Annotated in this window: 21 protein-coding genes; 7 read left to right on the top strand and 14 right to left on the bottom strand. The window is 65.1% G+C overall.

Annotation, left to right across the window (positions count from 1 at the left end; translation table 11 throughout):
- Nucleotides 1-152: 152 nt before the first annotated feature.
- Nucleotides 153-2,252: a S9 family peptidase gene (locus XH93_RS02280; RefSeq protein WP_246799464.1), complete on the top strand. Its 2,100-nt coding sequence runs from the start codon at nt 153-155 to the stop codon at nt 2,250-2,252.
- 154 nt (nt 2,253-2,406) lie between these two features.
- Here XH93_RS02280 and XH93_RS02275 read toward each other — a convergent pair whose 3' ends face one another.
- The 9 genes from XH93_RS02275 to XH93_RS02235 form a co-directional block, all read right to left on the bottom strand.
- A complete protein-coding gene (locus tag XH93_RS02275) occupies nt 2,407-3,126 on the bottom strand; it encodes a ribonuclease activity regulator RraA (protein WP_194472225.1) in 720 nt (239 codons plus the stop codon).
- 105 nt (nt 3,127-3,231) lie between these two features.
- Nucleotides 3,232-4,968, bottom strand: coding sequence for an L-arabinonate dehydratase (araD, locus tag XH93_RS02270; protein WP_194472224.1), 1,737 nt, complete (start codon nt 4,966-4,968; stop codon nt 3,232-3,234).
- 178 nt (nt 4,969-5,146) lie between these two features.
- Nucleotides 5,147-5,779: a response regulator transcription factor gene (locus XH93_RS02265; protein WP_139479922.1), complete on the bottom strand. Its 633-nt coding sequence runs from the start codon at nt 5,777-5,779 to the stop codon at nt 5,147-5,149.
- Nucleotides 5,780-6,164: 385 nt separating this feature from the next.
- Complete coding sequence (locus XH93_RS02260) at nt 6,165-6,485, bottom strand: PilZ domain-containing protein (protein WP_139857215.1); 321 nt, start codon at nt 6,483-6,485, stop codon at nt 6,165-6,167.
- Nucleotides 6,486-6,489: 4 nt separating this feature from the next.
- Complete coding sequence (locus XH93_RS02255) at nt 6,490-7,338, bottom strand: protein-glutamate O-methyltransferase CheR (protein WP_194472223.1); 849 nt, start codon at nt 7,336-7,338, stop codon at nt 6,490-6,492.
- Between the two features lie 33 nt (nt 7,339-7,371).
- Nucleotides 7,372-7,761, bottom strand: coding sequence for a PleD family two-component system response regulator (locus XH93_RS02250; protein WP_194472222.1), 390 nt, complete (start codon nt 7,759-7,761; stop codon nt 7,372-7,374).
- A 43-nt stretch (nt 7,762-7,804) separates the two neighbouring features.
- Complete coding sequence (locus tag XH93_RS02245) at nt 7,805-8,290, bottom strand: chemotaxis protein CheW (RefSeq protein WP_194472221.1); 486 nt, start codon at nt 8,288-8,290, stop codon at nt 7,805-7,807.
- A gap of 77 nt (nt 8,291-8,367) precedes the next feature.
- Nucleotides 8,368-11,091 (bottom strand): hybrid sensor histidine kinase/response regulator, encoded by a 2,724-nt coding sequence (locus XH93_RS02240; RefSeq protein ID WP_194470581.1) that lies wholly within the window; start codon nt 11,089-11,091, stop codon nt 8,368-8,370.
- A gap of 355 nt (nt 11,092-11,446) precedes the next feature.
- Nucleotides 11,447-13,045 carry a flagellin gene (locus XH93_RS02235; protein ID WP_139480198.1) on the bottom strand — a complete coding sequence of 533 codons (1,599 nt, stop codon included), beginning with the start codon at nt 13,043-13,045 and terminating at the stop codon, nt 11,447-11,449.
- A 564-nt stretch (nt 13,046-13,609) separates the two neighbouring features.
- On the opposite strand from XH93_RS02235, the gene XH93_RS02230 reads away from it, so the two are divergent.
- The 3 genes from XH93_RS02230 (at nt 13,610) to XH93_RS02220 (ending at nt 15,750) form a co-directional block, all read left to right on the top strand.
- Nucleotides 13,610-14,320 carry a Crp/Fnr family transcriptional regulator gene (locus XH93_RS02230; protein WP_246799463.1) on the top strand — a complete coding sequence of 237 codons (711 nt, stop codon included), beginning with the start codon at nt 13,610-13,612 and terminating at the stop codon, nt 14,318-14,320.
- Between the two features lie 180 nt (nt 14,321-14,500).
- Complete coding sequence (locus tag XH93_RS02225; protein ID WP_246799462.1) at nt 14,501-15,220, top strand: Crp/Fnr family transcriptional regulator; 720 nt, start codon at nt 14,501-14,503, stop codon at nt 15,218-15,220.
- 287 nt (nt 15,221-15,507) lie between these two features.
- Entirely contained in the window at nt 15,508-15,750 is a 243-nt protein-coding gene (locus XH93_RS02220; RefSeq protein WP_139479929.1) for a hypothetical protein, read from the top strand.
- A 9-nt stretch (nt 15,751-15,759) separates the two neighbouring features.
- On the opposite strand, the gene XH93_RS02215 is transcribed toward XH93_RS02220, so the two are convergent.
- The gene (locus tag XH93_RS02215) at nt 15,760-16,380 is read right to left on the bottom strand and encodes a LuxR C-terminal-related transcriptional regulator (RefSeq protein WP_194472219.1); all 621 of its coding nucleotides are present in this window, start codon (nt 16,378-16,380) and stop codon (nt 15,760-15,762) included.
- 629 nt (nt 16,381-17,009) lie between these two features.
- On the opposite strand from XH93_RS02215, the gene XH93_RS02210 reads away from it, so the two are divergent.
- Nucleotides 17,010-17,375, top strand: coding sequence for a hypothetical protein (locus tag XH93_RS02210; RefSeq protein WP_246799772.1), 366 nt, complete (start codon nt 17,010-17,012; stop codon nt 17,373-17,375).
- A 91-nt stretch (nt 17,376-17,466) separates the two neighbouring features.
- Here the strand turns inward: XH93_RS02210 and XH93_RS02205 are convergent, their stop codons facing one another.
- Nucleotides 17,467-17,649, bottom strand: a complete 183-nt coding sequence (locus tag XH93_RS02205) for a hypothetical protein (RefSeq protein ID WP_139479932.1) — start codon at nt 17,647-17,649, stop codon at nt 17,467-17,469.
- A gap of 95 nt (nt 17,650-17,744) precedes the next feature.
- A complete protein-coding gene (locus XH93_RS02200; protein WP_246799461.1) occupies nt 17,745-18,752 on the bottom strand; it encodes a glycoside hydrolase family 3 N-terminal domain-containing protein in 1,008 nt (335 codons plus the stop codon).
- A gap of 195 nt (nt 18,753-18,947) precedes the next feature.
- Here XH93_RS02200 and XH93_RS02195 point away from each other — a divergent pair, with 195 nt between their 5' ends.
- A complete protein-coding gene (locus XH93_RS02195) occupies nt 18,948-20,993 on the top strand; it encodes an acetoacetate--CoA ligase (protein ID WP_194472218.1) in 2,046 nt (681 codons plus the stop codon).
- A 42-nt stretch (nt 20,994-21,035) separates the two neighbouring features.
- A complete protein-coding gene (locus XH93_RS02190) occupies nt 21,036-22,169 on the top strand; it encodes a threonine synthase (protein ID WP_194472217.1) in 1,134 nt (377 codons plus the stop codon).
- Nucleotides 22,170-22,179: 10 nt separating this feature from the next.
- Here the strand turns inward: XH93_RS02190 and XH93_RS02185 are convergent, their stop codons facing one another.
- Nucleotides 22,180-23,313, bottom strand: a complete 1,134-nt coding sequence (locus XH93_RS02185; RefSeq protein WP_194472216.1) for a PLP-dependent cysteine synthase family protein — start codon at nt 23,311-23,313, stop codon at nt 22,180-22,182.
- Between the two features lie 57 nt (nt 23,314-23,370).
- Nucleotides 23,371-25,413, bottom strand: coding sequence for an adenylate/guanylate cyclase domain-containing protein (locus tag XH93_RS02180; protein WP_246799460.1), 2,043 nt, complete (start codon nt 25,411-25,413; stop codon nt 23,371-23,373).
- Nucleotides 25,414-25,460 lie beyond the last annotated feature (47 nt).

The following is a 25,460-nucleotide window of genomic DNA, read 5'->3' as shown; positions in this document are numbered from 1 at the left end:
CTCCGCGAAGCAATCCATTCTATCCCTTCAGGGAAAGGTGGATTGCTTCGCTGCGCTCGCAATGACGGGGATGGAACGGAGCGCCTAATCCCATCTGGCAATCGCCGCAATCATCCCGATATAAAGCGATGCTCCCGCACAATGAGGATCGAGTGACCAAACCTGCCAGCAAGCCCCCCGTCGCGCCGCGCCGGCCGCATTCCTTCACCACCCACGGCATCACGGTGACGGACGATTACGCGTGGATCAAGGACCCGAAATGGCAGGAGGTGCTGCGCGATCCCGCGATTCTCGATCCCGATATCCGCACCTATCTCGAAGCCGAGAACGGCTACACCGAGAGCCTGCTCGGCCACACCGACGGCTTGCAGAAGCAGCTCGTCAAGGAGATGCGCGGGCGGATCAAGGAGGACGATTCCAGCGTGCCGTCGCCGGACGGCCCGTTCGCCTATTTCCGAAAATTTCGCGAGGGCGGCCAGCACGAGCTGTTCTGCCGCATGCCGCGCGACGGCGGCGACGAGCAGATCGTGCTCGATGGCGACGCGCTGGCGAAGGACCATAAATACTTCAAATTCGGCGGCAGCCGGCATTCCAACTGCCACAAGCTGCATGCCTGGAGCGCTGACACCAAGGGCTCGGAGTACTTTTCGATCCGGGTGCGCGACTGGGCGACCGGCGGCGATCTCGACGATCTCGTCGAGGAGACCGACGGCGGCGTGGTGTGGGCGGCGGATTCCAGCAGCTTCTTCTACGTCAAGCTCGACGACAATCACCGCCCGATGCAGGTGTGGCGGCATAGACTCGGCACCAAACAGGCCGACGACATCCTGGTCTATGAAGAGCAGGATTCCGGCTGGTTCACCCATCTGCACGAGAGCGCCAGCGGCCGCTTCTGTGTGATCGCAGGCGGCGACCACGAGACCTCGGAGCAGCGGCTGATCGACCTCGCCGATCCCGACGCGCCGCCGCGGCTGATCGCGGCGCGCCAGGACGGCGTGCAGTATTCGGTCGCCGATCGCGGCGACGAGCTGTTCATCCTCACCAATGCCGACGATGCCATCGACTTCAAGGTGGTGACCGCGCCGCTCGCGGCGCCCGAACGCGCCAACTGGCGCGACCTGATCCCGTATCGCAAAGGCGTCTACGTGCTCGATGTCGAGCTCTATGCCGGCCACATGGTGCGGCTGGAGCGCGCCAATGCGCTGCCGGCGATCGTCATCCGCGACCTCAAGACGGGCGAGGAGCATGCGATCGCGTTCGACGAGGCCGCCTATTCGCTCGACACCATGGGCGGCTACGAGTTCGAGACCACGAATCTGCGCTTCGCCTATTCGTCGATGACGACGCCGTCGGAAGTCTACGACTACGACATGGCGACGCGGACCCGGGTGCTGCGCAAGCGGCAGGAGATTCCGTCGGGCCACAACCCGGCGGACTACGTCACCACGCGGATCATGGCGACGTCACATGACGGGGCGCAGGTGCCGGTCTCGATCCTGCATCGCAGGGATTTTGTCCGCGACGGCAAGGCGCCGCTGCTGCTCTACGGCTACGGCTCCTATGGCATGGCGATGCCGGCGTCGTTCGCGGCGAACCGGCTGTCGCTGGTCGACCGCGGTTTCGTCTACGCCATCGCGCATATCCGCGGCGGCGCCGACAAGGGCTGGGGCTGGTATCTCGACGGCAAGCGCGAGAAGAAGACCAATTCCTTCGACGATTTCGCCGCGGCCGGCCGCGCGCTGTGTGAGGCGAAGTACACCAGCGCAAAGCGCATCGTCGGCCACGGCGGCTCGGCGGGCGGCATGCTGATGGGCGCCGTCGCCAACCGCGCCGGCGAACTGTTCGGCGGCATCGTCGCCGAGGTGCCGTTCGTCGACGTGCTCAACACCATGCTCGACGACACGCTGCCGCTGACGCCGCCGGAATGGCCGGAATGGGGCAATCCGATCGAGAGCGAAACGGATTTTCGCACCATCCTGTCCTATTCGCCCTACGACAATGTCGCGGCCAAGGACTATCCGGCGATCCTGGCGATGGGCGGGCTCACTGATCCGCGCGTCACCTATTGGGAGCCGGCAAAATGGATCGCGCGCCTGCGCGCCACCATGGCGGGCGGCGGCCCGGTCCTGCTGCGCACCAACATGGGCGCCGGCCACGGCGGCGCGTCGGGGCGCTTCAACCGGCTCGACGAAGTCGCGATCGTCTACGCCTTCGCGCTGTGGGCGGTGGGGATGGCGGAGGCGGAGGTGTGAATGCTCCCTCTCCCCGTTCTTCACGGGGAGAGGGTTGGGGTGAGGGGCTGCTTCCGCAAAAACGGAGAAAGACGGACCCGCGGAGGCTCCCCCTCACCCGGATCGCATTGCATGCGATCCGGCCTCTCCCCGCAGGCGGGGAGAGGCGAAGAGGTCATCGCCCCTTCACCTTTCGCCACGCGGCAAAATCCTTCAGCGTCTGCTCATCCGTTGCCGGATAGAGGCCGAAGATGCCGCGGCCGTTCTGGACTTGCTCGGTGACGAAATCCTCGAACGCGGTCATCTCAAAAGTCTCGTCGGCGATCTCGTCCGCGAGATGCGCGGGAATCACGATGACGCCGTCGCTGTCGCCGAGGATCACGTCTCCTGGAAACACCGGCGCGTCGCCGCAGCCGATCGGCACGTTGATCTCGATCGCCTGGTGCAGCGTCAGATTGGTCGGCGCGCTCGGGCGGTGGTGGAAGGCGGGGAAGCCGAGCCGCGCGATCTCGGCCGAATCGCGAAAGCCGCCGTCGGTGACGACGCCGGCGCAGCCGCGCTTCATCAGCCGCGTCACCAGGATCGCGCCGGCCGAGGCCGCACGCGCGTCCTTGCGGCTGTCCATCACCAGCACGGCGCCAACGGGACAATCCTCGATCGCCTTGCGCTGCGGATGCGCGCGGTCGCGGAAGACGTCGATCTTGTTGAGGTCCTCGCGCGCCGGCATGTAGCGCAGCGTGAAGGCCTCGCCGACCATGGTCGGCTGGTCCGAACTTAAGGGGTGGACGTCCTGGATCATCTGGATGCGGAAGCCGCGCTTGAACAGCGCGGTGGCGACGGTGGCGGTGGAGACGGATTTGAGTTTGTTGCGAGTGGTGTCGCTGAGGTTTGACATGGTGCTCTGTCCCTAATGTCATTCCGGGGCACTCGCGTCAGCGCGTGAACCCGGAATCTCGAGGTTCCGGATTCGATGCTGCGCATCGCTCCGGAACGACGGTGACTAATAGATCGACGGCTCGCCGACCGGCTTGCCAAAACCGGTCTCGAGGAAATCGAAATCGCAGCCCTCATTGGCCTGCTTGATGTGTTTTGAGAACATCCAGCCATAGCCGCGCTCGAAGCGGCGCTCGGGCTGCTGCCATTCGGCGCGGCGTTTTGCCAATTCGGCTTCCGGCACATCCAGATTGATGGTGCGCGCGGCGACGTCGAGGGTGATGCGGTCGCCGTTCCGCACCAGCGCCAGCGGGCCGCCGATATAGGACTCCGGCGAGACATGCAGGATGCAGGCACCATAGGAGGTGCCGCTCATCCGCGCGTCCGACAACCGCACCATGTCGCGCACGCCCTGCTTCACCAGCTTGGTCGGGATCGGCAGCATGCCCCATTCCGGCATGCCCGGCCCGCCCTGCGGCCCTGCGTTGCGCAGGATCAGCACATGGTCCGCGGTGACGTCGAGATCGGGATCGTCGACCGCCTTCTTCATCGACGGATAGTCGTCGAACACCAACGCCGGCCCGGTGTGTTTCAGGAAGCGCGGATCGCAGGCGCTCGGCTTGATCACGCAGCCGTCGGGCGCGAGATTGCCCTTCAGCACCGCCAGCGCACCCTCTTTGTAGATCGGATTGTCGACGGTGCGGATGACGTCGTCGTTATGCACCTCGGCGTGCGCGATGTTTTCGCCGAGGGTCTTGCCGGTCACGGTGACGCAGTCGAGATGCAGGTGCTGCTTGATCCGGCTCATCAGGCCGGGCAGCCCGCCGGCGTAGAAAAAATCCTCCATCAGATAGAGGTCGCCGCTCGGCCGCACATTTGCGATGACAGGCACCTTGCGGCTCGCGATCTCGAAATCGTCGAGCCCGATATCCTGGCCGGCGCGGCGGGCCTGCGCGATCAGATGGATGATCGCGTTGGTCGAGCAGCCCATCGCCATCGCGACCGTGATGGCATTTTCGAAAGCCTTGCGGCTCTGGATGTTCTGCGGCGTCAAATCCTCCCACACCATCTCGACGATGCGGCGGCCGGCTTCCGAGCTCATGCGGATGTGGTTGGCATCGGCCGCCGGGATCGAGGAGGCGCCGGGCAGCGTCATGCCGATCGCTTCCGCAATCGCGGTCATGGTCGACGCCGTGCCCATGGTCATGCAGGTGCCGTAGCTGCGGGCGATGCCGGCCTCCATGTCGACCCAGTCGCGGTCGGAGATCTTTCCGGCGCGGCGCTCGTCCCAGTATTTCCAGGCGTCGGAGCCGGAGCCGAGCGTCTTGCCCTTCCAGTTGCCGCGCAGCATCGGGCCGGCCGGCAGGTAGATCGCGGGCAGGTTCATGCTGGTGGCCCCGAGCAGCAGCGCGGGCGTGGTCTTGTCGCAGCCGCCCATCAGCACCACGCCGTCGACCGGATGGCCGCGCAGCAGCTCCTCGGCATCCATCGCCAGCATGTTGCGGTAGAGCATCGTGGTCGGCTTCAGCAGCGACTCCGACAGCGACAGCGCCGGCAATTCCAGCGGAAAGCCGCCGGCCATCAGCACGCCGCGCTTGACGTCGTCGACCCGGCTCTTGAAGTGCATGTGGCAGGGCTGCGCGTCGGACCAGGTGTTGATGATCGCGATCACCGGGCGGTCGCGCCACTCCTCCGGCGCGTAGCCCATCTGCATCGCGCGCGACCTGTGGCCGAAGGCGCGCAAATCGTCCGGCGCAAACCAGCGCGCGCTGCGCAATTGATCCGGTGTCTTGTTCTTCGTCATCGCCCTGGGTCTCGACATTGCTCGCACGGCGCGCCGTCCCCGGCGCACCTGCCTTAGCCTACGCATATACAGGATTTCCGGACGGGTCGTCCCCCACGCGCGGCGCAGAGGTGCCGTTCGCTGAACGTGCGCCGCACAGGTCCGCAATGTGGAAATCGGAGCGTAAACCGACCTTGGCTTACTTCTGCTGCGCCGTCATCACGATGCGAACCAGATCGGCGGCGTTGCGCGCGCCGAGCTTCTTCATGATGTTGGCGCGGTGGTCCTCGATGGTACGCGGGCTGATGCCGAGATGACGCCCGGCCTCCTTGTTGGAGGCGCCCGCGGTGAATTGCTCGAGCACCTCGCGCTCCCGGCGGGTCAGCGGCTCGCGGCCCGGGAAATGCAGCGAGGCGATCCGCGACGCCGAGCTCTCGGTCCGGCGCCTGGTGTAGGCCTCGATCGCCTCATTGAGGCGGCTGACGATCTCGTTGCCGCGGAACGGCTTCTCGATGAAATCGAGCGCGCCGTTCTTGATGGCGCTGACCGCCATCTGGATGTCGCCCTGGCCCGAGATCATGAAGATCGGCGCCGGATAATCCTCGCCGTGCAGTTCTCTGAGGATATCGAGGCCGGATTTGCCGGGGATATGCACGTCGAGCAGGATGCAGGCCGGCGTCCGGCTGCGCGCCACCTGCAGCAGCGCGGCGCCATCGGCAAAGCAGATCACCTTGTAGCCGGCCGTCGACAGCACCACGGAAAGCGTCTCGCGCACGGCGGGATCGTCGTCGACTACGAAAATCTCTCCGCGCGGAACACCATTCTCAACCATGTGCATCGTCCATCAGTGGTGCAGCGACATATTCGACTGCACAAGGAATAGCTCGACCATTTCGATCGATGGACCCGTATTTGTACGGGACGTCGGCTTAACGCACAAGTAGCGGCGCTCTCCATAAAAATGGCGGTAGTGGAGAAACTTGCATGGAATATCCGGCAGCGGATGGCGTTACGGTGTGACCTGCGACGCGAGCCTTGCGGCTGCGCTCGATCGGCCGTGCGAGTCCGCGGCGCCGACGCGGCTCCTGAACTGATCCCGCCGAGCCCGAAAACCCGCCGGGATTGATCCGGGCGGGCCACGCCGACCAGGCTCCAACACATCAGGCCGGCGATCCGTTCCTCGCGGGTCCGCGATGCGGACGGCCCGCAGGGCCCGCTTAGGCCCCGATCCGGTCCGCCTCGCCGGCCGGCGGCCGTTTCTTGGCCGGCTTGCCCTTGAGGAAGCTGATGTCCATCTCGGTGCCGTTGACGCGGACCAGTTCGCAACGGCGATAGGCGAGCCCGGTTGAGGACAGCAGAAGGAAGAACTCCTTCAGGTTGAGGCCCTGGATGGAACCTTCGACCGTCAGCGCCGCGTCGGTGTCGGAGATGGCGTTGAGCAGGCAATCCCGCCGCCAGGTGCCGTCGATGGCCATGATGCAGACATCGACACCCCGGCTGAAGGTAACCCGCTCGACGAGTTTGCCATCTTCCGTCATCACGCTATCCCGCGACGGCGACCCTGGGCATGGCGGCCGCAAGTCCCCGCGCCCCGTTCGGCCGGTACAGGCCGCGCCGCTCCGGCACCGGCTTGAAGCTGTCGGTCAGGCCGACCACCGTTTCGGCCGCGCCCAGCACCAGGAAGCCGTCGGCCTCCATCGATCGGGCGAGACGGTTGAAGACGTTGATCTTGGTGTCCTGGTCGAAATAGATCAGCACGTTGCGGCAAAAGACCACATCGAAGACGCCGAGCTGGGCGAAATCGTGCAGCAGATTGAGCTGACGGTGCTGCACCATCGAGCGCAACTCCGGGTTGATCTGCCAGAGCTCGCCGGACTGCTTGAAATACTTGACCAGCATCTGGATCGGCAGCCCGCGCTGCACCTCGAACTGGCTGTAGATGCCGGCCTTGGATTTCTCCAGCACCTCCTGCGACAGATCGGTCGCGACGATCTCGACCCGCCACCCGGCCAGCGCCGCACCCATTTCTTTCAGGCACATCGCCAGCGAATAGGGCTCCTGACCGGTCGAGCCGGCGGCACACCAGATCCGGACGCTGCGGCGCGCGGCACGCGCCTTCAACACGTCGGACATGATGGTGTCGCGGAAATGATCGAACGGCACCTTGTCGCGGAAGAAGAAGGTCTCGTTGGTGGTCATGGCCTCGACCACCTGCGGGATATAGGCGCCGCCCCTGATCTTCGTCACCAGGTCGGGGATGCCGGACAGGCCGTATTTGCGCGCCAGCGGCAGCAGGCGGCTTTCAATGAGGTATTGCTTGTCCGCGGACAAGTCGAGACCGGAATGGTCCTTCAGGAGCTTACGCAGATACTCGTAGTCAGGGGGCGTCACTGCAGCCTCACAACGCAAGAGGTGGACGTGGTGTCAGGCTTCGCTCGGCGCATCGAGCGCGAGCAGGCCGACTTCCTGGAATTTTGCGATCACGATGTCCTTGTCGAACGGCTTCATGATGTATTCGTTGGCGCCGGCATGCAGCGCGCGCGAGATGTGGTCGATGCCGTTCTCGGTGGTGCAGAACACGACCTTGGGCTGATCGCCGCCGGGCAGGCGGCGCAGCTGCACCAGGAATTCGAAGCCGTCCATGACCGGCATGTTCCAGTCGAGCAGCACGGCGTCCGGCAGCGCACGCTTGCAGGCTTCGAGCGCGACCGCGCCATCCTCGGCCTCGATGATGTGGAAATTCATGCCTTCGAGAATGCGGCGCGCGATCTTCCGCACCACGCTGGAATCGTCGACGACGAGACATGTCTTCATCTGTTGGCCTCCTTGTTGAACCGCCGTCTTTCGCGGCGGAGCGTTACGCTGCAGCAGCTGTCTTCAGATCAAGCTTGGGCACCAGTTCGAGTACGCGATCGACGTCGAGCACGACCATGAGCTGGCCGTCGAGGCGATGGACGCCGCCGGCGAGCTTGGCCATGCGCGGATCGAGGTTGACCGGGTTGTCCTCGCGGCCGGCATCGGGCAGCCGCAGCACTTCGCCGATCTGGTCGATCAAGAGGCCATAGGATTCGCCGCGCTGGTCGACGCCGACCGCCATCGGCGGCTGGCCGTCCTCGGCCTTCGGCAGCCCGAGCCGGGCGCGCATGTCGATCACGGTGACGATGCGGCCGCGCAGATTGAGCACGCCGGCGATCTCCGCCGACGACAGCGGCACCCGCGTCAGCCGCTCCGGCATGAACACGTCCTGCACCCGCGAGATCGGCAGGCCGAACAGCTGCCCGCCGATCACGGCGGTGACGTATTCGGCCATCGCGCCTTCGCCTGCTTCGGTCTTGCTGGTCATCGATATTGTTTCCCTCAAGTCCTTTGTCTGAGCATGATCTGATCGGAAAACCGCTTCACACTTTTCCGGATCATGCTCTACGCCGCGCGCCGCATCTCGGCGGTCTGCTCCTTCAGCGCCGCGATCAGCCCGGGACGATCGAACTTTGCGACATAGTCGTGGAAGCCGGCCTGCCGGCCGCGCTCGATCGCCGCCGGCGACACCATCGCCGACAGCGCGATGATCGGCATCGCATTGAGATTGTTGTCCGAGCGGATGCTCTCGGCGAACTCGAAGCCGTTCATCTCGGGCATCTCGATGTCGGTCAGCACCACATCGAAACTCTGGCCCGAGCGCAGCGCGGCAAGACCCTCCTGCGCGCTCGGCGCGGTCCGCACCCGGTAGCCCGCGGCCTTCAAGACCGGCGCCAGCATGTTGCGGAAGAAGGCCGAGTCGTCGACCAGCAGCACCGACTGCGCGCCCGCCGAGGGCCGCATCTCCTTGCGCGAGAACCAGTCGGCAAACGCCATGGGGAGGAAGTGGCCGACGTCGATCACCTCGGTGGCCTGGCCCTTGATCACGGCCGAGCCCAGAATGCCGTCCTGCGAGCCCGCCACCTCGATGTTGAGCCGTTCCTCGACGATGTCGATGATCTCGTCGACCACGAGCCCCATCGAGCGGCCGTCGTCGGCGAACACCAGGATCGGCTGGGTGCCCTGGGTCTGCACCTGGACGCCGGCCATCTGCACCAAGGGCATCAGCTGCTCGCGGTACTGCACCATGTAGCGACCGTTGCTGAGCTCGATCTTGTCGGTCGCGATCTCCTCAAGGCGCGTGACCAGGCTGAGCGGCACCGCCTTGGGCTGGCTCGAGCCGGCGCGGAACACGAGCAGCGAGGTCAGCTGCTCGCCGGAGTTGGCGTGCGCCGCGCTGTGATCCTCGGCGAGGTCATGCGCCGCGGCGCTGGAGGCGCCGAGCGCTTTGACGATGCCGTTGGGGTCGATGATCATGATCACCGCGCCATCGCCCAGAATCGTATTGCCGGAGAACATGTCGATGTGGCGCAGCTTCGTGGACATCGGCTTGACCACGATTTCTTCGGTGTGGAACACGCCGTCGACCACGATGCCAAAGGTCTGGCTGCCGACCTGCGTCACCACGATAAAACCGTTCTCGGCGTCGGTGGTGGTCGCGCCGTCGTCGATCTTGAGCAGCTTCTTGAGATGGATCAGCGGCAGCAGCTTGTTGCGCAGCCGCAAGACCGCGGTGTCCTTGATCCGCTCGATGCGGTGCTCGGAGTTGGCGCGGGCCCGCACCAGCTCGACCACGGAGAGCTGCGGGATCGCAAAACGGTCGCCGCCGGCTTCCACGATCAAGGCGGACACGATCGCCAGGGTCAGCGGGATCTTGATGGTGACGGAGGCGCCCTCGCCGGCCACGCTCTTGATGTCGATGGTGCCGCCGATCTGGTCGATATTGGTGCGCACCACGTCCATGCCGACGCCGCGGCCGGAGACCGAGGTGATCTGCGCCGCGGTCGAGAAGCCCGGCGCGAAGATGAACTTGTGGATCTGGGCTTCCGTCATCTTCTCCAGCTCGGCCTCGGTGACGAGACCGTTCTGGAGCGCCTTGGCCTTGATCCGCTCGGTGTTGAGCCCGCGGCCATTGTCGGCGATGCAGATGATGATGTGGCCGCCCTCGTGATAGGCGCTTAGGCGAATGGTGCCCTGCTCGGGCTTGCCGGCGGCAACGCGCTCCGCGGTGGTCTCGAGACCATGGTCGGCGGAGTTGCGCACCATGTGCGTCAACGGATCCTTGATCAGATCGAGCACCTGGCGGTCGAGCTCGGTGTCGGCGCCGTGCATCTCGAGCTCGATCTGCTTGCCGAGTTCGCCACTGAGATCGCGGACGATGCGCGGCAGCTTCTGCCAGGCATTGCCGATCGGCTGCATGCGCGTCTTCATGACGCCCTCCTGCAGCTCGGCGGTGACATTCGACAGCCGCTGCAGCGGCACCTTGAACTCGGTGTCCTCGTTGCGGCGGGAGATTTCCAGGAGCTGGTTGCGGGTCAAGACCAGCTCGGAGACCATCGTCATCAGATGCTCGAGGGTGTCGACATTGACCCGGATCGACTGGTTGGCGATCTTGTCGCCTTCCTGGACGTCGCTCTCGGCGGCCGCCTTGCGGGCCGGCTTCTTGGCGGCCTCGGGCTCTGCGGCGGTCGGCTTGGCGACGGGCGCCGGCGCGGCCACTTCGGTCTCGGTCTCGCGGAAGGCGCGCTCGAGCTCGTCGAGCGAGACCTCGCCCGGACGCAGCGGACGCTCCAGCGTCTGCACCACCAGCGTGCCCTCGGTGACATCAGGCTGCATCGACGGCGCTTCGACGACAGGGACGTCCTCAACCCCAGCAGCCGCGATCGGCAGAGCCGACGCTGACATCGCGGCCATGCCGCGCTCGACCATCGCTTCCAGCTGATCGATCAGGTCGCGGTCATTGCCCTCCGGCTCGGCCTCGGTGGCCTCCAACCCTGCAAGGATCTCCTTGATGCGGTCGATCGAGGACAGGATCAGCGTCACGGCTTCGGCCCTGACCGGCATGCCGTCGCGGAATTTGCCCATCAAGGTCTCGCCGGCATGCGCCAGCGCCTCGAGCCGCGGCAGCCCGAGGAAGCCGCAGGTGCCCTTGATGGTGTGCACCAGGCGGAAGATGTTATCGAGGATCTTGGCGTTGTTCGGATCCTGCTCGAACTGCACCAGCTGGTTGTCGACCGTGTCCAGGCTCTCGCTGCTCTCCGTCAGGAACTCGCGCAACAGATCGTCCATCGGAACAGGCCCCCTCAAAGTGCTGCGGAACGGTCGGCTCGCATCGATAGCTCCACCGGCTTCACGGCGACGTTAATTTTGCCGTCCGTGCAAATACGGACGATGAGGTAATTCAAATGGTTGCATGATTGTTACGACGTCGCGGCAGTCTCAACGGAACAGCCACTTATCGCCCGTATGGGCAAAACCGCGTTCCGCCGGCGATTCCGACTTGAATCAAAATTGATGAGAGCGCGCTCGATGCGCAGCGCACATCAGGCGCAGGGCTGCAAGCAATCCGCAGCATCAGCCCACAAAGCAGAAGCGGCGGAGTTTCCTCCGCCGCCTCGATAATCGATGTCGGTCGCTACTTCGCTTAGCGGAGCAGCTGCAGCACGCTCTGCTGCGACTGGTTGGCCAGCGCCAGCGCGGACACCGCGATCGACTGGCGGGTCGACAGCGCCTGGCTGTTGGCCGCTTCCTCGTTGGTGTCGGCCAGCGTCAGGTTGGACGAGCCGGTCTGCAGCACGTTGATCAGGTTCTTCGAGAAGTCCTGACGGATCTGCACGATCGACAGGTTCGAACCGAGGGTCGAAGCCTGGGTGCGCAGCTTGCCGCTCGCGGTGTTGAGCGTCTTCAACGTGGCATTGGCGGACGCGTTGTCGATGAAGTCGGTGCCGGCCACCAGCTTGGTGAGGTTGAGGCCGGAGGCATCGAAGGTGACGCCCTGGATCTTCAGCGTCGAGGAGCCCGTCTCGTTGAAGGTCAGCTTGAGCTGATCGCCATTGAGCAGGTTGATGCCGTTGTACGACGCGTCCTGGGCGGTCGTGGTGATCTGGTCCAGGATGTTGTTGTACTGATTGACCAGGTTGGCGCGGTTCGCCAGCCCGCCCGGATCCTGGACCGGGGCGCTGCCCGCCAGGCCGTTGAACAGCTTGCCCGCAGCCGCTGCAGTGCCACCGATCGTGCCGATGGTCGCGGACGCAGCGTCGTTGGTGGTGCTGATGGTGAGCGCACCGCCCGCGCTGAGCGACGCCTGCAGATTGTTGGCCGCCAGTGCGTTGTTCAGGTCGTTGAGCGACTTCACCTGGCCTGCGCCGGCACCAAACGTAATGCTGGTGGCAGTGCCGTTGCCGGTCGCACCGATCGTGAGCGTCAGACCGTCCAGCGGCGAAGCCGTTGCCACGGTGCGCGCCGTGGTTCCAGCCGTAAGGCCGAAAGCGCTCAGCGCCGAGCCGGAGATGTTGAGATCCTGCTTGATGCCGGTGCTGATCTGGAGCGCGCCAGCCGAGATGGTGGAAGCGGTGGTCGCACCGGTGATGCCGTCGATCGCGGTGAGCAGGTCGCCGACGGTCAGGTTGCTGCCGGCGCCGGTGCCGAGGGTGACGTTGCCGGCCGCGTCGGTCGTCGCAGTGGTCTGCGAGGTCGAGAACGTGATCGTCTTGCCGTTGACGCTGATCGTGCCGGTCGGGGTCGTCGCCAGGGTGTCAGCGTTGGTCGCGCTGACGAGCTTGGTGGCAGTCGTGATCGCCGCGGGGGTCGTCAGGTTGTTGTTGACGGCCGTACCAGCGAGGATGGCATTGCTATAGGTGGGCGTGCCGCGGATGTCGTCGGTGGTCGCGCCGGTGATCGTTGCGGTCGTAACACTCGACTTCTGCGAATAGCCGACGGCGGCCTGCAGGGCCTGGTTGGCGACCGACTTCGCGCTGTCGACCAGCTTCTGCAGCGAGGTGATGCCGGTGTTGGCGGCCTGCAGCACCTGCACGCCGTTGCTGATGCCGTCCAGCAGGTTGTTGATGTCGCTGGCGCGGTTGTCGAGCGACTGCGCCGTGAAGAAGTTGGTCGGGTTGTCGAGAGCGGTGTTGACCTTCTTGCCGGTGGACAAGCGATTCTGCGTGGTGGCGAGCAGGTCGGCCGTCGACTGCAGCGAAAGCAGGTTTTGGCGGACCGATGCCGAAAGAACGATGCCGGACATACTGATACCCTTCTGGATGAACACGTTGACGCAACGCCGCAGGTTTCGCGCGGCGGTCCGTGCCACACTGGGCTGTCCGCGCTACCCGTTCGTTAAAGAGCCAGTCCGTACAAATACCAAGGACGGCCCCACCCGGTGATTCTACGCGCCGCCCAACTTCACGGCGGAAGCCCGGCGATCGGCCGCGGCGCCGCGGCGAAATTGTCTCGCCTTTTCAGGACTTGCTGCGGCTGGCCGGACGCCGCGTATTGCCGGCACGCCGAATTGACGGCGGCCGGATTCGGCGCGGATTAGAGTTAACGCAAATCAATAAATGCCACGAAAAGCTGCAGCTTTTGCCGCGGCACCACCGGAGAGTGTGGCAAAGTCGAATCGATGCCGCGCTGGCGAAGGCGGCCTGGGCTGTCTGCCCTGTAGCGGGTATATTATCAATCCTACAACCGGATATTGCCGCCACCACAACACTTGTGCAATTGGACAGGCAAGCTATGGTCGCTTTCATTCCACGCGCCAAGAGTAGGTGATGCGAGACCGTAGTGCTCCCCGCCCTCGGCAGGAGTTCTAATGTCTGCCGTTTCACGTCCGCCTAACCGTCTGTTGCAAGCGCTGCCCGCAGCTGACTACACGCAACTTCATCCGCTTCTCGAAACCGTCGAGCTGGTCAAGGAAACCGTGCTGGCCGACGCCGGCGCACCGGTGCAGCGGGTCTATCTGCCGCACAGCGGCGTGGTCTCGATGATGGTCAATCTGTCCGACGGGCAATCGGTCGAGATTGCGACCGTCGGCCGCGACAGCATCGTCGGCGCCTCGGCCGCGCTGCATGACCGGCCGCCGCTCGCCGACGCCATCGTCGTGGTGCCCGGGACCGCCTCGGCGCTGCGCGCGGAGGATTTCCGCGAGGCCGTCGATCACAGCGCCGCCTTGCGGACCCTGGTCGCGCTCTACGAGCAGGCGCTGATGGCGCAGACGCAGCAATCCGTCGCCTGCAACGTGTCGCATCCGGTCGAGGCGCGGCTGTCGCGATGGTTGCTGCGCGCACGCGACCTGTGCGGCAGCGAGGCGTTGCCGCTGACCCAGGAGATGCTGGCGCAGATGATCGGGGTCCGGCGCAACGCGGTCTCGATCGTCGCGCATGGATTTCAACAGGCCGGCATCCTGCGCTACAGCCGCGGCCACATCGAGATCACCGATATCGAGGGCCTGCGCAAGGCGGCCTGCGAATGCTACGCCACCGTCAAGGCGCATGCGGAACAATTCATCGGGCCGGAGGACTGAGAGCGGCGTTGCCTACCGAATATGCAGTTTGTGCCAGCCGTATCCGCGGCGTTAGCCGGTGCGGCGTTACGTGTATTTTTCTCAAATTGAAGACGTGGCAAGATGGGTTGTGGGGACGTCGACGTGCACGCGTCCTTGGAGGTGCCACAAACAAGCATTGCCGGATGGCAGGAGGTCGCTTTGGATACGGTTCCGCGATCGCCCAACGGATTTCTGTCGTCGCTGTCGGCGAGCGATTTCGAATTGATTCGGCCGCATCTGCGCACGGTCGACCTTGCCGCGGATTCGGTGCTGATCGAAGCCGACGAGGTCCTCAAGCGCGCGTACATGCCGCACAGGGGCGTGATCTCGCTGGTGGTCAAGCTGGCAAAGGGTGAGCGGGTCCAGGTCGCGATGGTCGGCCGCGACAGCCTCTATGGCGCGTTCACCCCGCTGGTCCAGGAACGCGTGATGAACAATGCCGTGGTGCTGGTGCCCGGTGTCGCCTCGACCATCGAGCTCGAGCCGTTGCGTGCGGCCGCCGGGCAGAGCCCCACGCTTCGCACGACCCTGATCCGGCACGGGCTCGCCGTCTATGCCCAAATCCAGCAAACGGCCGGCTGCAATGCCGCGCACACCGTGGAATCGCGGCTGGCGCGATATCTGCTGCACACGCGGGATCTCTCCGGCAGCGACAAGATCGTTCTGACCCAGGAGGCGATGGCGCAGATGATCGGCGCGCGGCGCAACAGCGTGTCGCTGGTCGCACATACCCTGCAGCAGGCGAACTTCATCCACTACAGCCGCGGCCACATCGAGATCACCAATGTCGATGGCCTGATCCGGACCGCCTGCGAATGCTACGCCACGGTGAAGTCGCAATATGCGCGGCTGCTGCATTGTCAGGAAATCAGCGGCTAAAGCGCGATGAGATCGGGTCGAATCGTCATCGCGCTTTAGCTCTTTGTTTGAGCATGATCTTTTCGGAAAAACCGCTTCGCACTTTTCCGGATCATGCTTTAGAGTATTTTTGGTTCTGATTGAATCAAAACCGTAGCTCCGGCTTGTCGTCTTGACGCGTTCGCGAAGGGGCATCCCCTTCGCTCGAAAACGCTCTGATCAGCCCGCGAGCCGTACTTCTACGGCCCGCAATTTTCACCGTCGGATAACGCTGAATCTTCACAGTGCGTGAACGCGCGGGGGAGCCGATGTTCACCTACCAGACGACCGACCGGAAGGAGGCCAGGCGCCTCCGCATTGCCCAGTTCAACGCCAGGCCTGCCACCGTCCGCTCGGCCGGTGCGACCGTCACCGGACGCGTGCGCTCGATCGTCGAAAGCGAGAGCGGCGCGGCGTGGGTGGTCACCATCGTTCCGGATGCACCGAAGTCCGCCGCCCCGGCGATGCGACGGGCGCCGCGGATGTGCCTCGCTGCGGAAGATTATCTCTAAAATCGCCGGTCAGGCCCGCTGCAACAACGCCTTGCGGACGAGGTCGGCGGTGTTGCGCGCGCCGAGCTTGCGCATCGCCTCGGCGCGATGGCTTTCGAAGGTGCGCGGGCTGATGTTCATGCGCAGCGCGCCCTGCTTGTTCGAATAGCCGTCGCTGATCAGGCTGAGCACTTCGCGCTCGCGCTTAGTGAGCGGCTTGCCGCCGGCTTCCGCCGCGAACATCACATCGGGCGGGCGGGAACGGGCCGGCCGCTCGTCGCGGAGCGGCCTGAGATCGGGGGCGGGAAGCGCGTTCGGATAGAGATCGGAAATCTGCTTCAGCATCGCCGACACGCGTTCGGTCTGCTCGAGCGCGTTCTCGATGACCTGGCGCAGGTAGACCCCGTTGCCCGGCGCCTGGGCGAACTGGTGGCTGTGCTGCTTCAGCTCATTCATATAGAGCAGCAGCGCCGTCACCGGCCCATTGAGCTGGCGGACCACCGTGGCTCCGGTCTCTTCGATCGGCGGCAGTCTCGGGGCGGTCGGCGGAGCCGCCGGCTGCTGGGTCTCGAGCGGCTGCGTCTCGAGCGGCGCACCGCCGTCCATCCACGCCGGAAGGCGGGCCTCGGCTCGATTGTCATGTTGCGTCATAAGTATGGTTTACCGAAGGTGAACTATGGCCGAGTTAATGCCGGACCCCGTAGAAATACGGGTGACGCAACTGTGACCTAGGGCTCCGGTGGTCAAACAGACGCAGATTGCCGCTGATTTGGCAATGAATCTCGCGTAGCCGAGTCGGATTACAGTATTCTTACGGAACGATGGCTGCCTTAATCCCGGTAGTTCCACGCGGACCGCGTTTACCTTCCCGAGGCCACAACGGCCGGAAACGGGACATGATTCGCAAGTCCGCGGCGGTTCCGGCGGCAGGGCCGGCGACGCGAGCGCGCTCCGTCCGTCACTGCAGCTGGAGAAACTTCTGCAGGAACCGACCGGTCAAAACGACTCTGAACCACCAATGCACCTTCCGCCGGGTCGACATCGCTCATGCCCTCGGGTGTTGGGATGGGCATTTGCTTACCGCACCCGGCACCGCATGCTTGTGAAGCGGTTCACATGGCTGCCAAAACTCCGTCTCAGGCAGATGTCAATTTACAGCGACGGCGGGCGCCGCGATGGTCGCGGCCCCGGATGGCCTGCAAGACCCCAACAAGGAGGCGGCGATGGCGCACCGACGAAACCGATCCTGGATGACGATTGCGGCGCTGGCCGCTGCCCTGATGTTCGCAGGCAGCGCGCAGGCGCAGCCCACATCGACCACCGACGGTGCGCCGACGCCCGACAACGCGGTCATGCTCACGATCTTCTTCAAGCATGACCAGTCGCGGCCGCTGAGCGAGCTCAATGCCCAGCTCGAACGGCAGGGTTTTTACAAGGCGTTTCCGCCTGACGGCGTCGACGTCGTCAGCTGGTATGTAATGATGGGCGTTGGCCAGGTGGTGACGTTGCGGCTGCCGGCATCGCGGCTGCGCGAGGTCAACCGCATCGTCGAGAACAGCGCCTGGGGCGCCTATCGCACCGAGTTCTATCCAACCTACGATTACAAGGCGATCGGGATTGCCAATCACGATAAGGCGAAGCAATAGCCTGACGTGTCGGGGACTGAACTAGCTCGCACGCCAAACTCGCCGGTTTTGGTTCGATCAGAACCGGCTCACGGTTGAGCGGGACCCTGGGCTACGCGTGGGCCCGCGAGCGCTGGCTCAGCCGCTGCGCGAGAATCCGCAAATCCTGCTTGCGCCCGCTGCAAAGCAGGCGGCTGAATTCGTCGGGATCGATCGAGAGCGGCGGAAAATCGGCAGGCTTGCGCGCGCCGCGGCGTAGCCAGGTCAGTTGGAAGAGACGCTTGAGCATCTTCATGTTGATGAGCCCCGATGAGCGTCTGAGTTAAATCGCGGTAAGGTGGATTGGTTCCCGGCCCTTGCGTGGCCTCGCGCTGAATTCGTTCGGCGCCGTCAGGCGAGCAGCGCCTTGCGCGTTCGCACCCGCGCAATGGAGTGCCGCACCGCGTTCTGATCGAGCGCGCCATCCTGCACCGCACCCGCGATCGCTTCCGCGATGCCGGCCATCTCCTGCTCCTGGTCGAACAGGTTGTTTCCGATGCACAGCATGTCCATGCCGGCGCCGATCGCTTTGAGGCTGGCGGCGCGGGTGCCGAGCGCCTTCTGCAGTCCCTGCATCTGCATGTCGTCGGTGATCAGCAGCGTTTCCGGCAGGCGGCGGCGCAGACGGCCGATTGCATTCGATGACATCGTCATCGGATGCTGCGCGTCCCAGGCACGGACGATGGCGTGGCTGACCAGCACGGCATCGCCGTGGATCTGCGGCGCCAGTGTGTAGAACAATTCCTCCTGCTCCGGCCGCAGCGCATCGGAAATGTCCATGAACTCGAGGTGCGAATCGACGTCGGCGCCGCCGATGCCCGGAAAATGCTTCAGGCAGAGACCGACGCCCGCCTGCCGCGCCGCGGCGTCGACCAGCCGCGCATTGGCCTCGACCTCGCCGATATCGGCCGAATAGGACCGCTTGATCCGGCCGATATTGGGATTGTCTGGATTGTAATCGACGTCGATGGCGGGCGCGAAATTGTAGCGGATGCCGAGCTGCCGCAATTCGCCATAGCTCGCGGCCAGGATGGCCTGTTTCTCGCCGGTCGGAAGCCGATTGAAATCCCGGGCGCTCGGCAACGGCTGAAAGCCGAGGCTGTCCTTGAGGCGGCGCACCAGGCCGCCCTCCTGGTCGATGAACACCAGCGGGTTCGACGGCAGCGCCGCGATCTCGGCGCAGAGCGACTGCACCTGCGCCGGCGAGGCGATATTGTTGTCGTATTGCCGGGTCTGGCAGGAATAGTCGAACAGGATGACCCCGCCGAGCCCGAAGCGCGCGGCAAAATCCCTCAGCCACGGCGGAATGACCTTGCCGTAGAAGCCGAGGATGAAGAGTTCGCCGACGGCGATGGGCATTTGCTTTGGTCCTGCGCGCAGAATCAGCCGCGGCCTCCTGATGACGGCATAGCACGCGGAAACGGCGGTAAGAATATGCTGGTGCCGATGGCGGCGGGACGGCGTTCCCCGCGCTTGCGCGCCTGTGTTAAGAGATCGCACAAGCGGCCGCCGCGAAGACAACGACGACAACAACGAGACGATCCGGAAACGACCATGACAGCACCTCACGTCCCGCAGATGGCCCTCTACCGGCAATGGCTGAAGCAGACGCGCGGCCTTGAGTTCGCGGATTTCGGGGCGATGCGGCGCTGGTCCGTCACCGACATCGACGGCTTCTGGCAGAGCATCTGGGACTATTTCGATCTGCGATCGCCGACGCCGCACAGCGCCGTGCTGGCCGAGCGCAAGATGCCGGGCGCGGTGTGGTTTCCCGGCGCCCAGGTGAACTATGTGCGGCAGGTGTTCCGCCATGTCGAGCCGGCGCATGCCGCCGGCCTGCCGGCCCTGATCGCGAGCGGCGAGGACGGCAAGCTGTCGGAGACCAGCTGGCCGGAGCTGCGGCGCAAGGTCGCCGCGCTCGCGCTGCATCTGAAGGCCAATGGCGTGCGCTCCGGCGATCGCGTCGCGGCCTATCTGCCGAACATCCCGGAGACCATCATCGCGTTCCTGGCGACCGCGAGCCTCGGCGCGATCTGGAGCGTCTGCGCACCCGACATGGCGGCGCCGGCGGTGATCGACCGCTTCAAGCAGATCGAGCCAAAGGTGCTGATCGCCTGCGACGCCGTGACCTATGCCGGCCGGCGCCATGACCGGCAGGGCGTGATCGAGGAACTGCGGGCCGCATTGCCGACCGTGCAGCACGTCGTCCTGCACAGCGAGAACGCAGGCGCCGGGACGCTGCTGTCGTCGATCCTCGCCGGCAGCAGCGCCGAGATCGACGCATTCGAGCCGGAATGGCTGCCGTTCGATCATCCGCTCTGGATCGTCTATTCCTCCGGCACCACGGGGCTGCCGAAGCCGATCCTGCATAGTCATGGCGGGATCATGATCGTGACGCTGCCGCTCGGCGCGCTGCACAACGACGTCGGCTGCAGCTATCATCCGAATTCGTTCGGCGAACGCTTCCACTGGTACTCGTCGACCGGCTGGATCATGTGGAATTGCCAGGTCAACGGCCTGCTCAACGGCACCACCTGCTTGATCTTCGACGGCAGCCCCGGCGGCTCCAAGGACAAGCCGGACTGGACCACACTGTGGCGCTTCGTTGCCGACGCCAAGGCGACGTTCTTCGGCGCCGGTGCGGCGTTCTTTGCCAACTGCACCAAGGCGGAGATCGACCTCGCTGCAGTCGGCGATCTCGCTCAGCTGCGCGCGCTGGGCTCGACCGGGTCGCCGCTCAGCGCCGACACGCAGAGCTGGTTCAACGACCGCTTCGCCGCGCTCGCGAAGCATAACGGCAGCGCGGCGCAGGCCGAGATGTGGTGGGCCAACATTTCCGGCGGCACCGATTTCGCCGGCGCCTTCATCGGCGGCAATCGCGAGCTGCCGCAGACGCCGGGCACCATGCAGTGCCGCCTGCTCGGCTGCGCCGTGGAGGCCTTCGACGAGCAGGGCCGCGCCGTCATCAATGAGGTCGGTGAGCTGGTCTGCACCGAGCCGCTGCCCTCGATGCCGCTGCGGTTCTGGAACGATCCGGGTGACGCGCGCTATCGTGCCAGCTATTTCGAGACCTATCCGGACAATTTCGACGGAAGCGGCCGCGGCCCGGTGTGGCGGCATGGCGACTGGCTCAAGATCGAGCCCGATGGGGCCTGCGTGATCTACGGCCGCAGCGACGCCACCATCAACCGCCACGGCCTGCGCATGGGCACCAGCGAGCTCTATTCGGCGATCGAGGCGCTGCCCGAGGTGCTGGATTCGCTGGTCGTCGACCTCGAATATCTCGGCCGCGACAGCTACATGCCGCTGTTCGTGGTGCTGCGCGAGGGCGTTGCGCTCGACGCCGCGATGAAGGCGAAGATCAACAAGGCGGTGGAGGCCGGCCTGTCGCGCCGCTTCCTGCCCAACGACATCTTTGCCGTCGCGGAAATCCCGCGCACGCTGTCGGGCAAGAAGCAGGAGCTGCCGATCAAGAAGCTGCTGCTCGGCCATCCGCTGGAAAAGGTCATCAATCGCGACGCGATGGCCAATCCCGGATGCCTTGACTGGTATCTGGATTTTGCCAAGAGCTATCTGAGCAAGCAGGCCGGCGCCGCCTGACGCCTGCGCTTGCTGCAACTTCGCGTTTGGGATTTGAACATTATGCCGTCACCGAGCTACATCGACCCGCTCAACGGAAAGCTCTACCCGCTGGACGTTCCGCGCTGGTGCTCCGACGAGGGCAAGCCGCTGCTGGTGACGCCGCTGGCAGGCATCTCCCGCGACGAGATCGATCGCACCACGCGCTCGCTGTGGCGCTACCGCGCCGCGCTGCCGGTCGAGATCAGGCGGCCGATCACGATGGGTGAAGGCTGCACGCCCCTGGTCGAGAAGGCGTGGGGCGATCTGCGTCCGCAGTTCAAGCTGGAATGGTTCAATCCGACCGCGAGCTTCAAGGATCGCGGCACCACCGTGATGCTGTCGTTGCTGCGCCAGCTCGGCGTCGATGCCGTGCTGGAGGACAGTTCGGGCAATGGCGGCGCGTCGGTTTCGGCCTATGGCGCGGCCGGCGGAATGCGGGTCAAGATCCTGGCGCCGGCCACGACGTCGCCGATGAAGGTCGCGCAGATGCACGCCTTCGGCGCCGAGGTGCAGCTGGTGGAAGGCCCGCGCGAGGAATCCGAAGCCGAGGCGATCCGTCAGTCGAAGCAGATCTTCTACTCCAGCCACAACTGGCAGCCGTTCTTCCTGCAGGGCACCAAGTCGCTGGCCTACGAGATCTGGGAGGATTGCGGCTTCGCCGCGCCCGACAACGTCATCATGCCGGTCGGCGCCGGCAGCAGCCTGCTCGGCTGTTACATCGGCTTCAAGGAATTGCTCGCAGCCGGGCAGATCACCCGTTTGCCGCGGCTGTTTGCGTCGCAGCCGCAAAACTGCTCGCCGGTCGATGCCAGCTTCGCCGCCGGCGTCGACACGCCGGTTACGCGCGAGGTGCTCAAGACCATCGCCGAGGGCACCGCGATCAAGCATCCGCTGCGGCTGAAGCAGATGATCGCGGCGCTGCGCGAGAGCGGCGGCGGCACGGTGGCGATCCCCGAGGACGGCATCGTCGCGGCGCTGAAGCGGATGGCGCATACCGGCCTGTTCGTCGAGCCGACCTCGGCCTCCGCCGCGGCGGCGCTCGACGTGCTCAGCGCGCGCGGCGCGATCCGGCCCGCGGAGCGTACCGTCGTCATCATCTCCGGCACGGGGATCAAAGCGGCGTCGCTGATCACGGAGCTGCTGGCCAACGGCTGACGGGATCGGGTCACGCGCGCGGGTTCGGGACATCAGCGACGTCAAGTGCGAGCGGCTGCGCTTGGCCAAGGAATGCGTTCAGCTCCGCCTCATAGGGAGCCGGATCAAGCCCGCGCGAGGCCAGCCACGCCGGGTCGTAATAGGTCTGGCGATAGCGCTCGCCGGAATCGCAGATCAGCGTCACCAGCGATCCGGTCGTTCCCGCGCCGCGCAGCTCCGATGCGAGACGGCACAGCGCCAGGAAATTGGTGCCGGTCGAACCGCCGACCGGCCGGCGCAGCAGGCGCGACAGCACGTTCATCGCCGCGATCGACGCCGCATCGGGGATCTTCATCATACGATCGACCACGCCGGGCACGAACGAAGGTTCGCAGCGCGGCCGGCCGACGCCTTCGATCAGCGACGGCCGCTCGCAGACATGGGAGCGGTCCTGGGTGCGAAAACAGTCGAAGAAGGCGGAATGCTCGACATCGGCGACGCACAGCCGGGTCGGAAACTGGCGATAGCGCAGATAGCGCCCGATGGTCGCCGAGGTGCCGCCGGTGCCCGCTCCCATCACGATCCATTCCGGCAGCGGACGCTGCTCACCCTTGAGCTGGGTGAAGATCGACTCGGCGATGTTGTTGTTGCCGCGCCAGTCGGTGGCGCGCTCGGCGAAGGTGAACTGGTCCATGTAGTGGCCGCCAAGCCGCGCGGCGAGCGCGGCGGCCTCGGCATACAGCGCGCGGCCGTCGTCGATTAGATGGCAGTTGCCGCGGTAATGCTCGATCGCGGCGATCTTCTCGGCCGATGTCGTCCGCGGCATCACCGCGTAGAACGGCACGCCGATCATCTGCGCGAAATAGGCCTCCGAGACCGCCGTCGAGCCGGACGACGCCTCGACCACGGCGGTGCCTTCGCGGATATGGCCGTTGCACAGCGCGTAGAGAAACAGCGACCGCGCCAGGCGATGCTTCAGGCTGCCGGTCGGATGGGTCGATTCGTCCTTCAGATAGATGTCGATGCCTGACAGCGCCGGCACGATCAGCCGCATCAGATGGGTGTCGGCGGTCCGGCACTGGTCCGCCTCGATTGCCGACACGGCGTCATCGACCCAGCCGCGCCGGTAGGTCGGCGCGGCCGGAGGCGCTTGGCGGAAAGGCATGTGATCATGCGACATGGCGTCATGTAACCACACTTCGCCTGTCGGGTGCCAGAGGGGCTATTTCGATTGAAGTGTCGCGACAGGCGACCACTCGTCGTCGGCGCCCGACTGCTCGAGGAGCTTGCAGCGCTCGAGCATCAACTCAGCCGGCCTGTCGTAAGGACGCTGGCGCAAGGCAGCCTCGAAGCAGCAACGCGCGCCCGCGAAGTCGCGCTCGCGATATTTGAGCAGTCCCTCTTCGTAATGGATGATCCAGGCCGGGCGCGCGTCGCCTGTTGCCGAACCGATCAGTTCATACACGGCGAGGCCTTCCGTCCTGCCGTAGACGGCGATGCGATCGATCTCGCGCGTGACCATGGCCCCCTCGACGAGGCGCTTGGTCTCGGCGCCGATCAGAATTTGCGTCGCATAGTGCTTGTTGGCGCCTTCAAGGCGGCTTGCCACGTTCACGGCATCGCCGATCACGGTGTAGTTCAGCCGCAATTCGGAGCCGACATTGCCGACCAGCATGCGGCCCGAATTGATGCCGATCCTGATTTGCAGGAGATGGCCCTGGTCGTCCCTGACGCCGGCGGCCTCGATCGCCTGACGGCAGGCGAGCGCCGCCCGGCAACAGAGCAGCGCATGTTCGGCCTGCGCGGTCGGCGCGCCCCAAAACGCCATCACGGCGTCGCCGATGAATTTGTCGATGGTGCCGCCGTGGGCGACGATCACTTCGGAGGCGACGTCGAGATATCGCGACAACAACGGCACGACGCGATCGCCCATGCGTTCCGAGAGCCCAGTGAAGCCGACCACGTCGATGAACATCACCGTCAGTTCCTGGATCGAGCCGCCGGGCTTCGCCTCGATGCCCTGGCGCAGCAGCGACCTGACCAGATCGGCCGGGATGAATTTGCGGAAGGCGGCCAGGCCCGCGGCCATTTCGGCGATTGCCCCCGAAAGACTTGCGATCTCGGCGAGCCGCGACGGATGGCGACGGACCTGATCGAGCGCAAAGTTCTCAACGTGCCGGATCTCGCCGACGACACGCGCAAGCGGAGCCGCGATCACCGAACGCGCCAGCATCGCCGACAGGAGGGCCGCGAGCAGCGCGCCGACGGCAAGACCGATGACGAGCCGCCTCAGCGTGGTCTCGACCGGGGCGAGGAACTCGGCCTCCGGGATGACGGTGACAAGCGACCAACCGGGAAACGGCAGCGGCGTCAGTGCGACCTCATAGGCGGCGCCGTCCGACGAGAGCCTGCGGCGCCACGCGTCGTCGCCGCCACGATCGCCCGCCTCGTTCATCGCCATGCGCGCCAGCGGCAACATGTCGATGCGGCTGTGGGCGGGATGCAACTCGTCAGCATCCTTGTCGGGAGCAGCAATCAGTTCACCGCTCTTGTCGAGAATAAACGCGGTACCCGTGCGTCCGACCTCGAGCTGAGCGAGGAACCGGGACAGCCGCGTGTATTCGATCACGACCGCAAGCACGCCTTGCCGTTCCTGGTAGACGTCGATCGGCCCCGCAAAGGCAATCGAGGGGCGCGGGCCGATCGGGTGGTCGAGCACCCGGAACCATTGCGGGCCGTTGGAGCCCATACTGGTCTTGAACCAGGCCTGGTCGATGACACGGAAATCACTCGGCTCGAAGCGGCGGGTCTCGAATTCGATGTCGCCGGGGATCACCCGATATTCATCGATCCGGCGCTGGCCGGGATGATCGGTCTTTGAAATTTCCATCATCTCGAGGTGGCCGTCGCCCAGCTTGTGGGCGGCAAAAAACGAACCGTCGGGCCAGCCGAAGGCGACCCAGGAGATCGTCGCCTGCGACTGCAGTTGCGACAGGAACACGAACTCACGCTTGTCGGCCTCGCGGGTGTCGAGGACGTTCTGCAGGAACAGCGTCCGGATCGCCGTATGGGCGGCGCGCGCTTCGCCGACGATCGCCGAGACTTCCTTGCGCACCGCAGCGACGATCTGCTCGTTGATCGTCGAGGCGAGCTGCCGGCTGATCGATTCCGCGGTACGCCACCACAACAGGCTCGAGGCGGCCGCGGTAAGCAGGATCGCCGTCAACACCAGTGCCGAGACGGCCAAGCGAATGCTGACGGTCATGGCCTTGACCGACGAAGGCCGCAGGCGTCGCAATGCGCTTCGCGGTA

Source organism: Bradyrhizobium sp. CCBAU 51753 (genome assembly GCF_015291565.1).
GTDB classification, from domain to species: domain Bacteria; phylum Pseudomonadota; class Alphaproteobacteria; order Rhizobiales; family Xanthobacteraceae; genus Bradyrhizobium; species Bradyrhizobium ivorense.
Note: the sequence above shows the minus strand (reverse complement) of the source record. Positions and strands in the feature narration are given on the sequence as shown.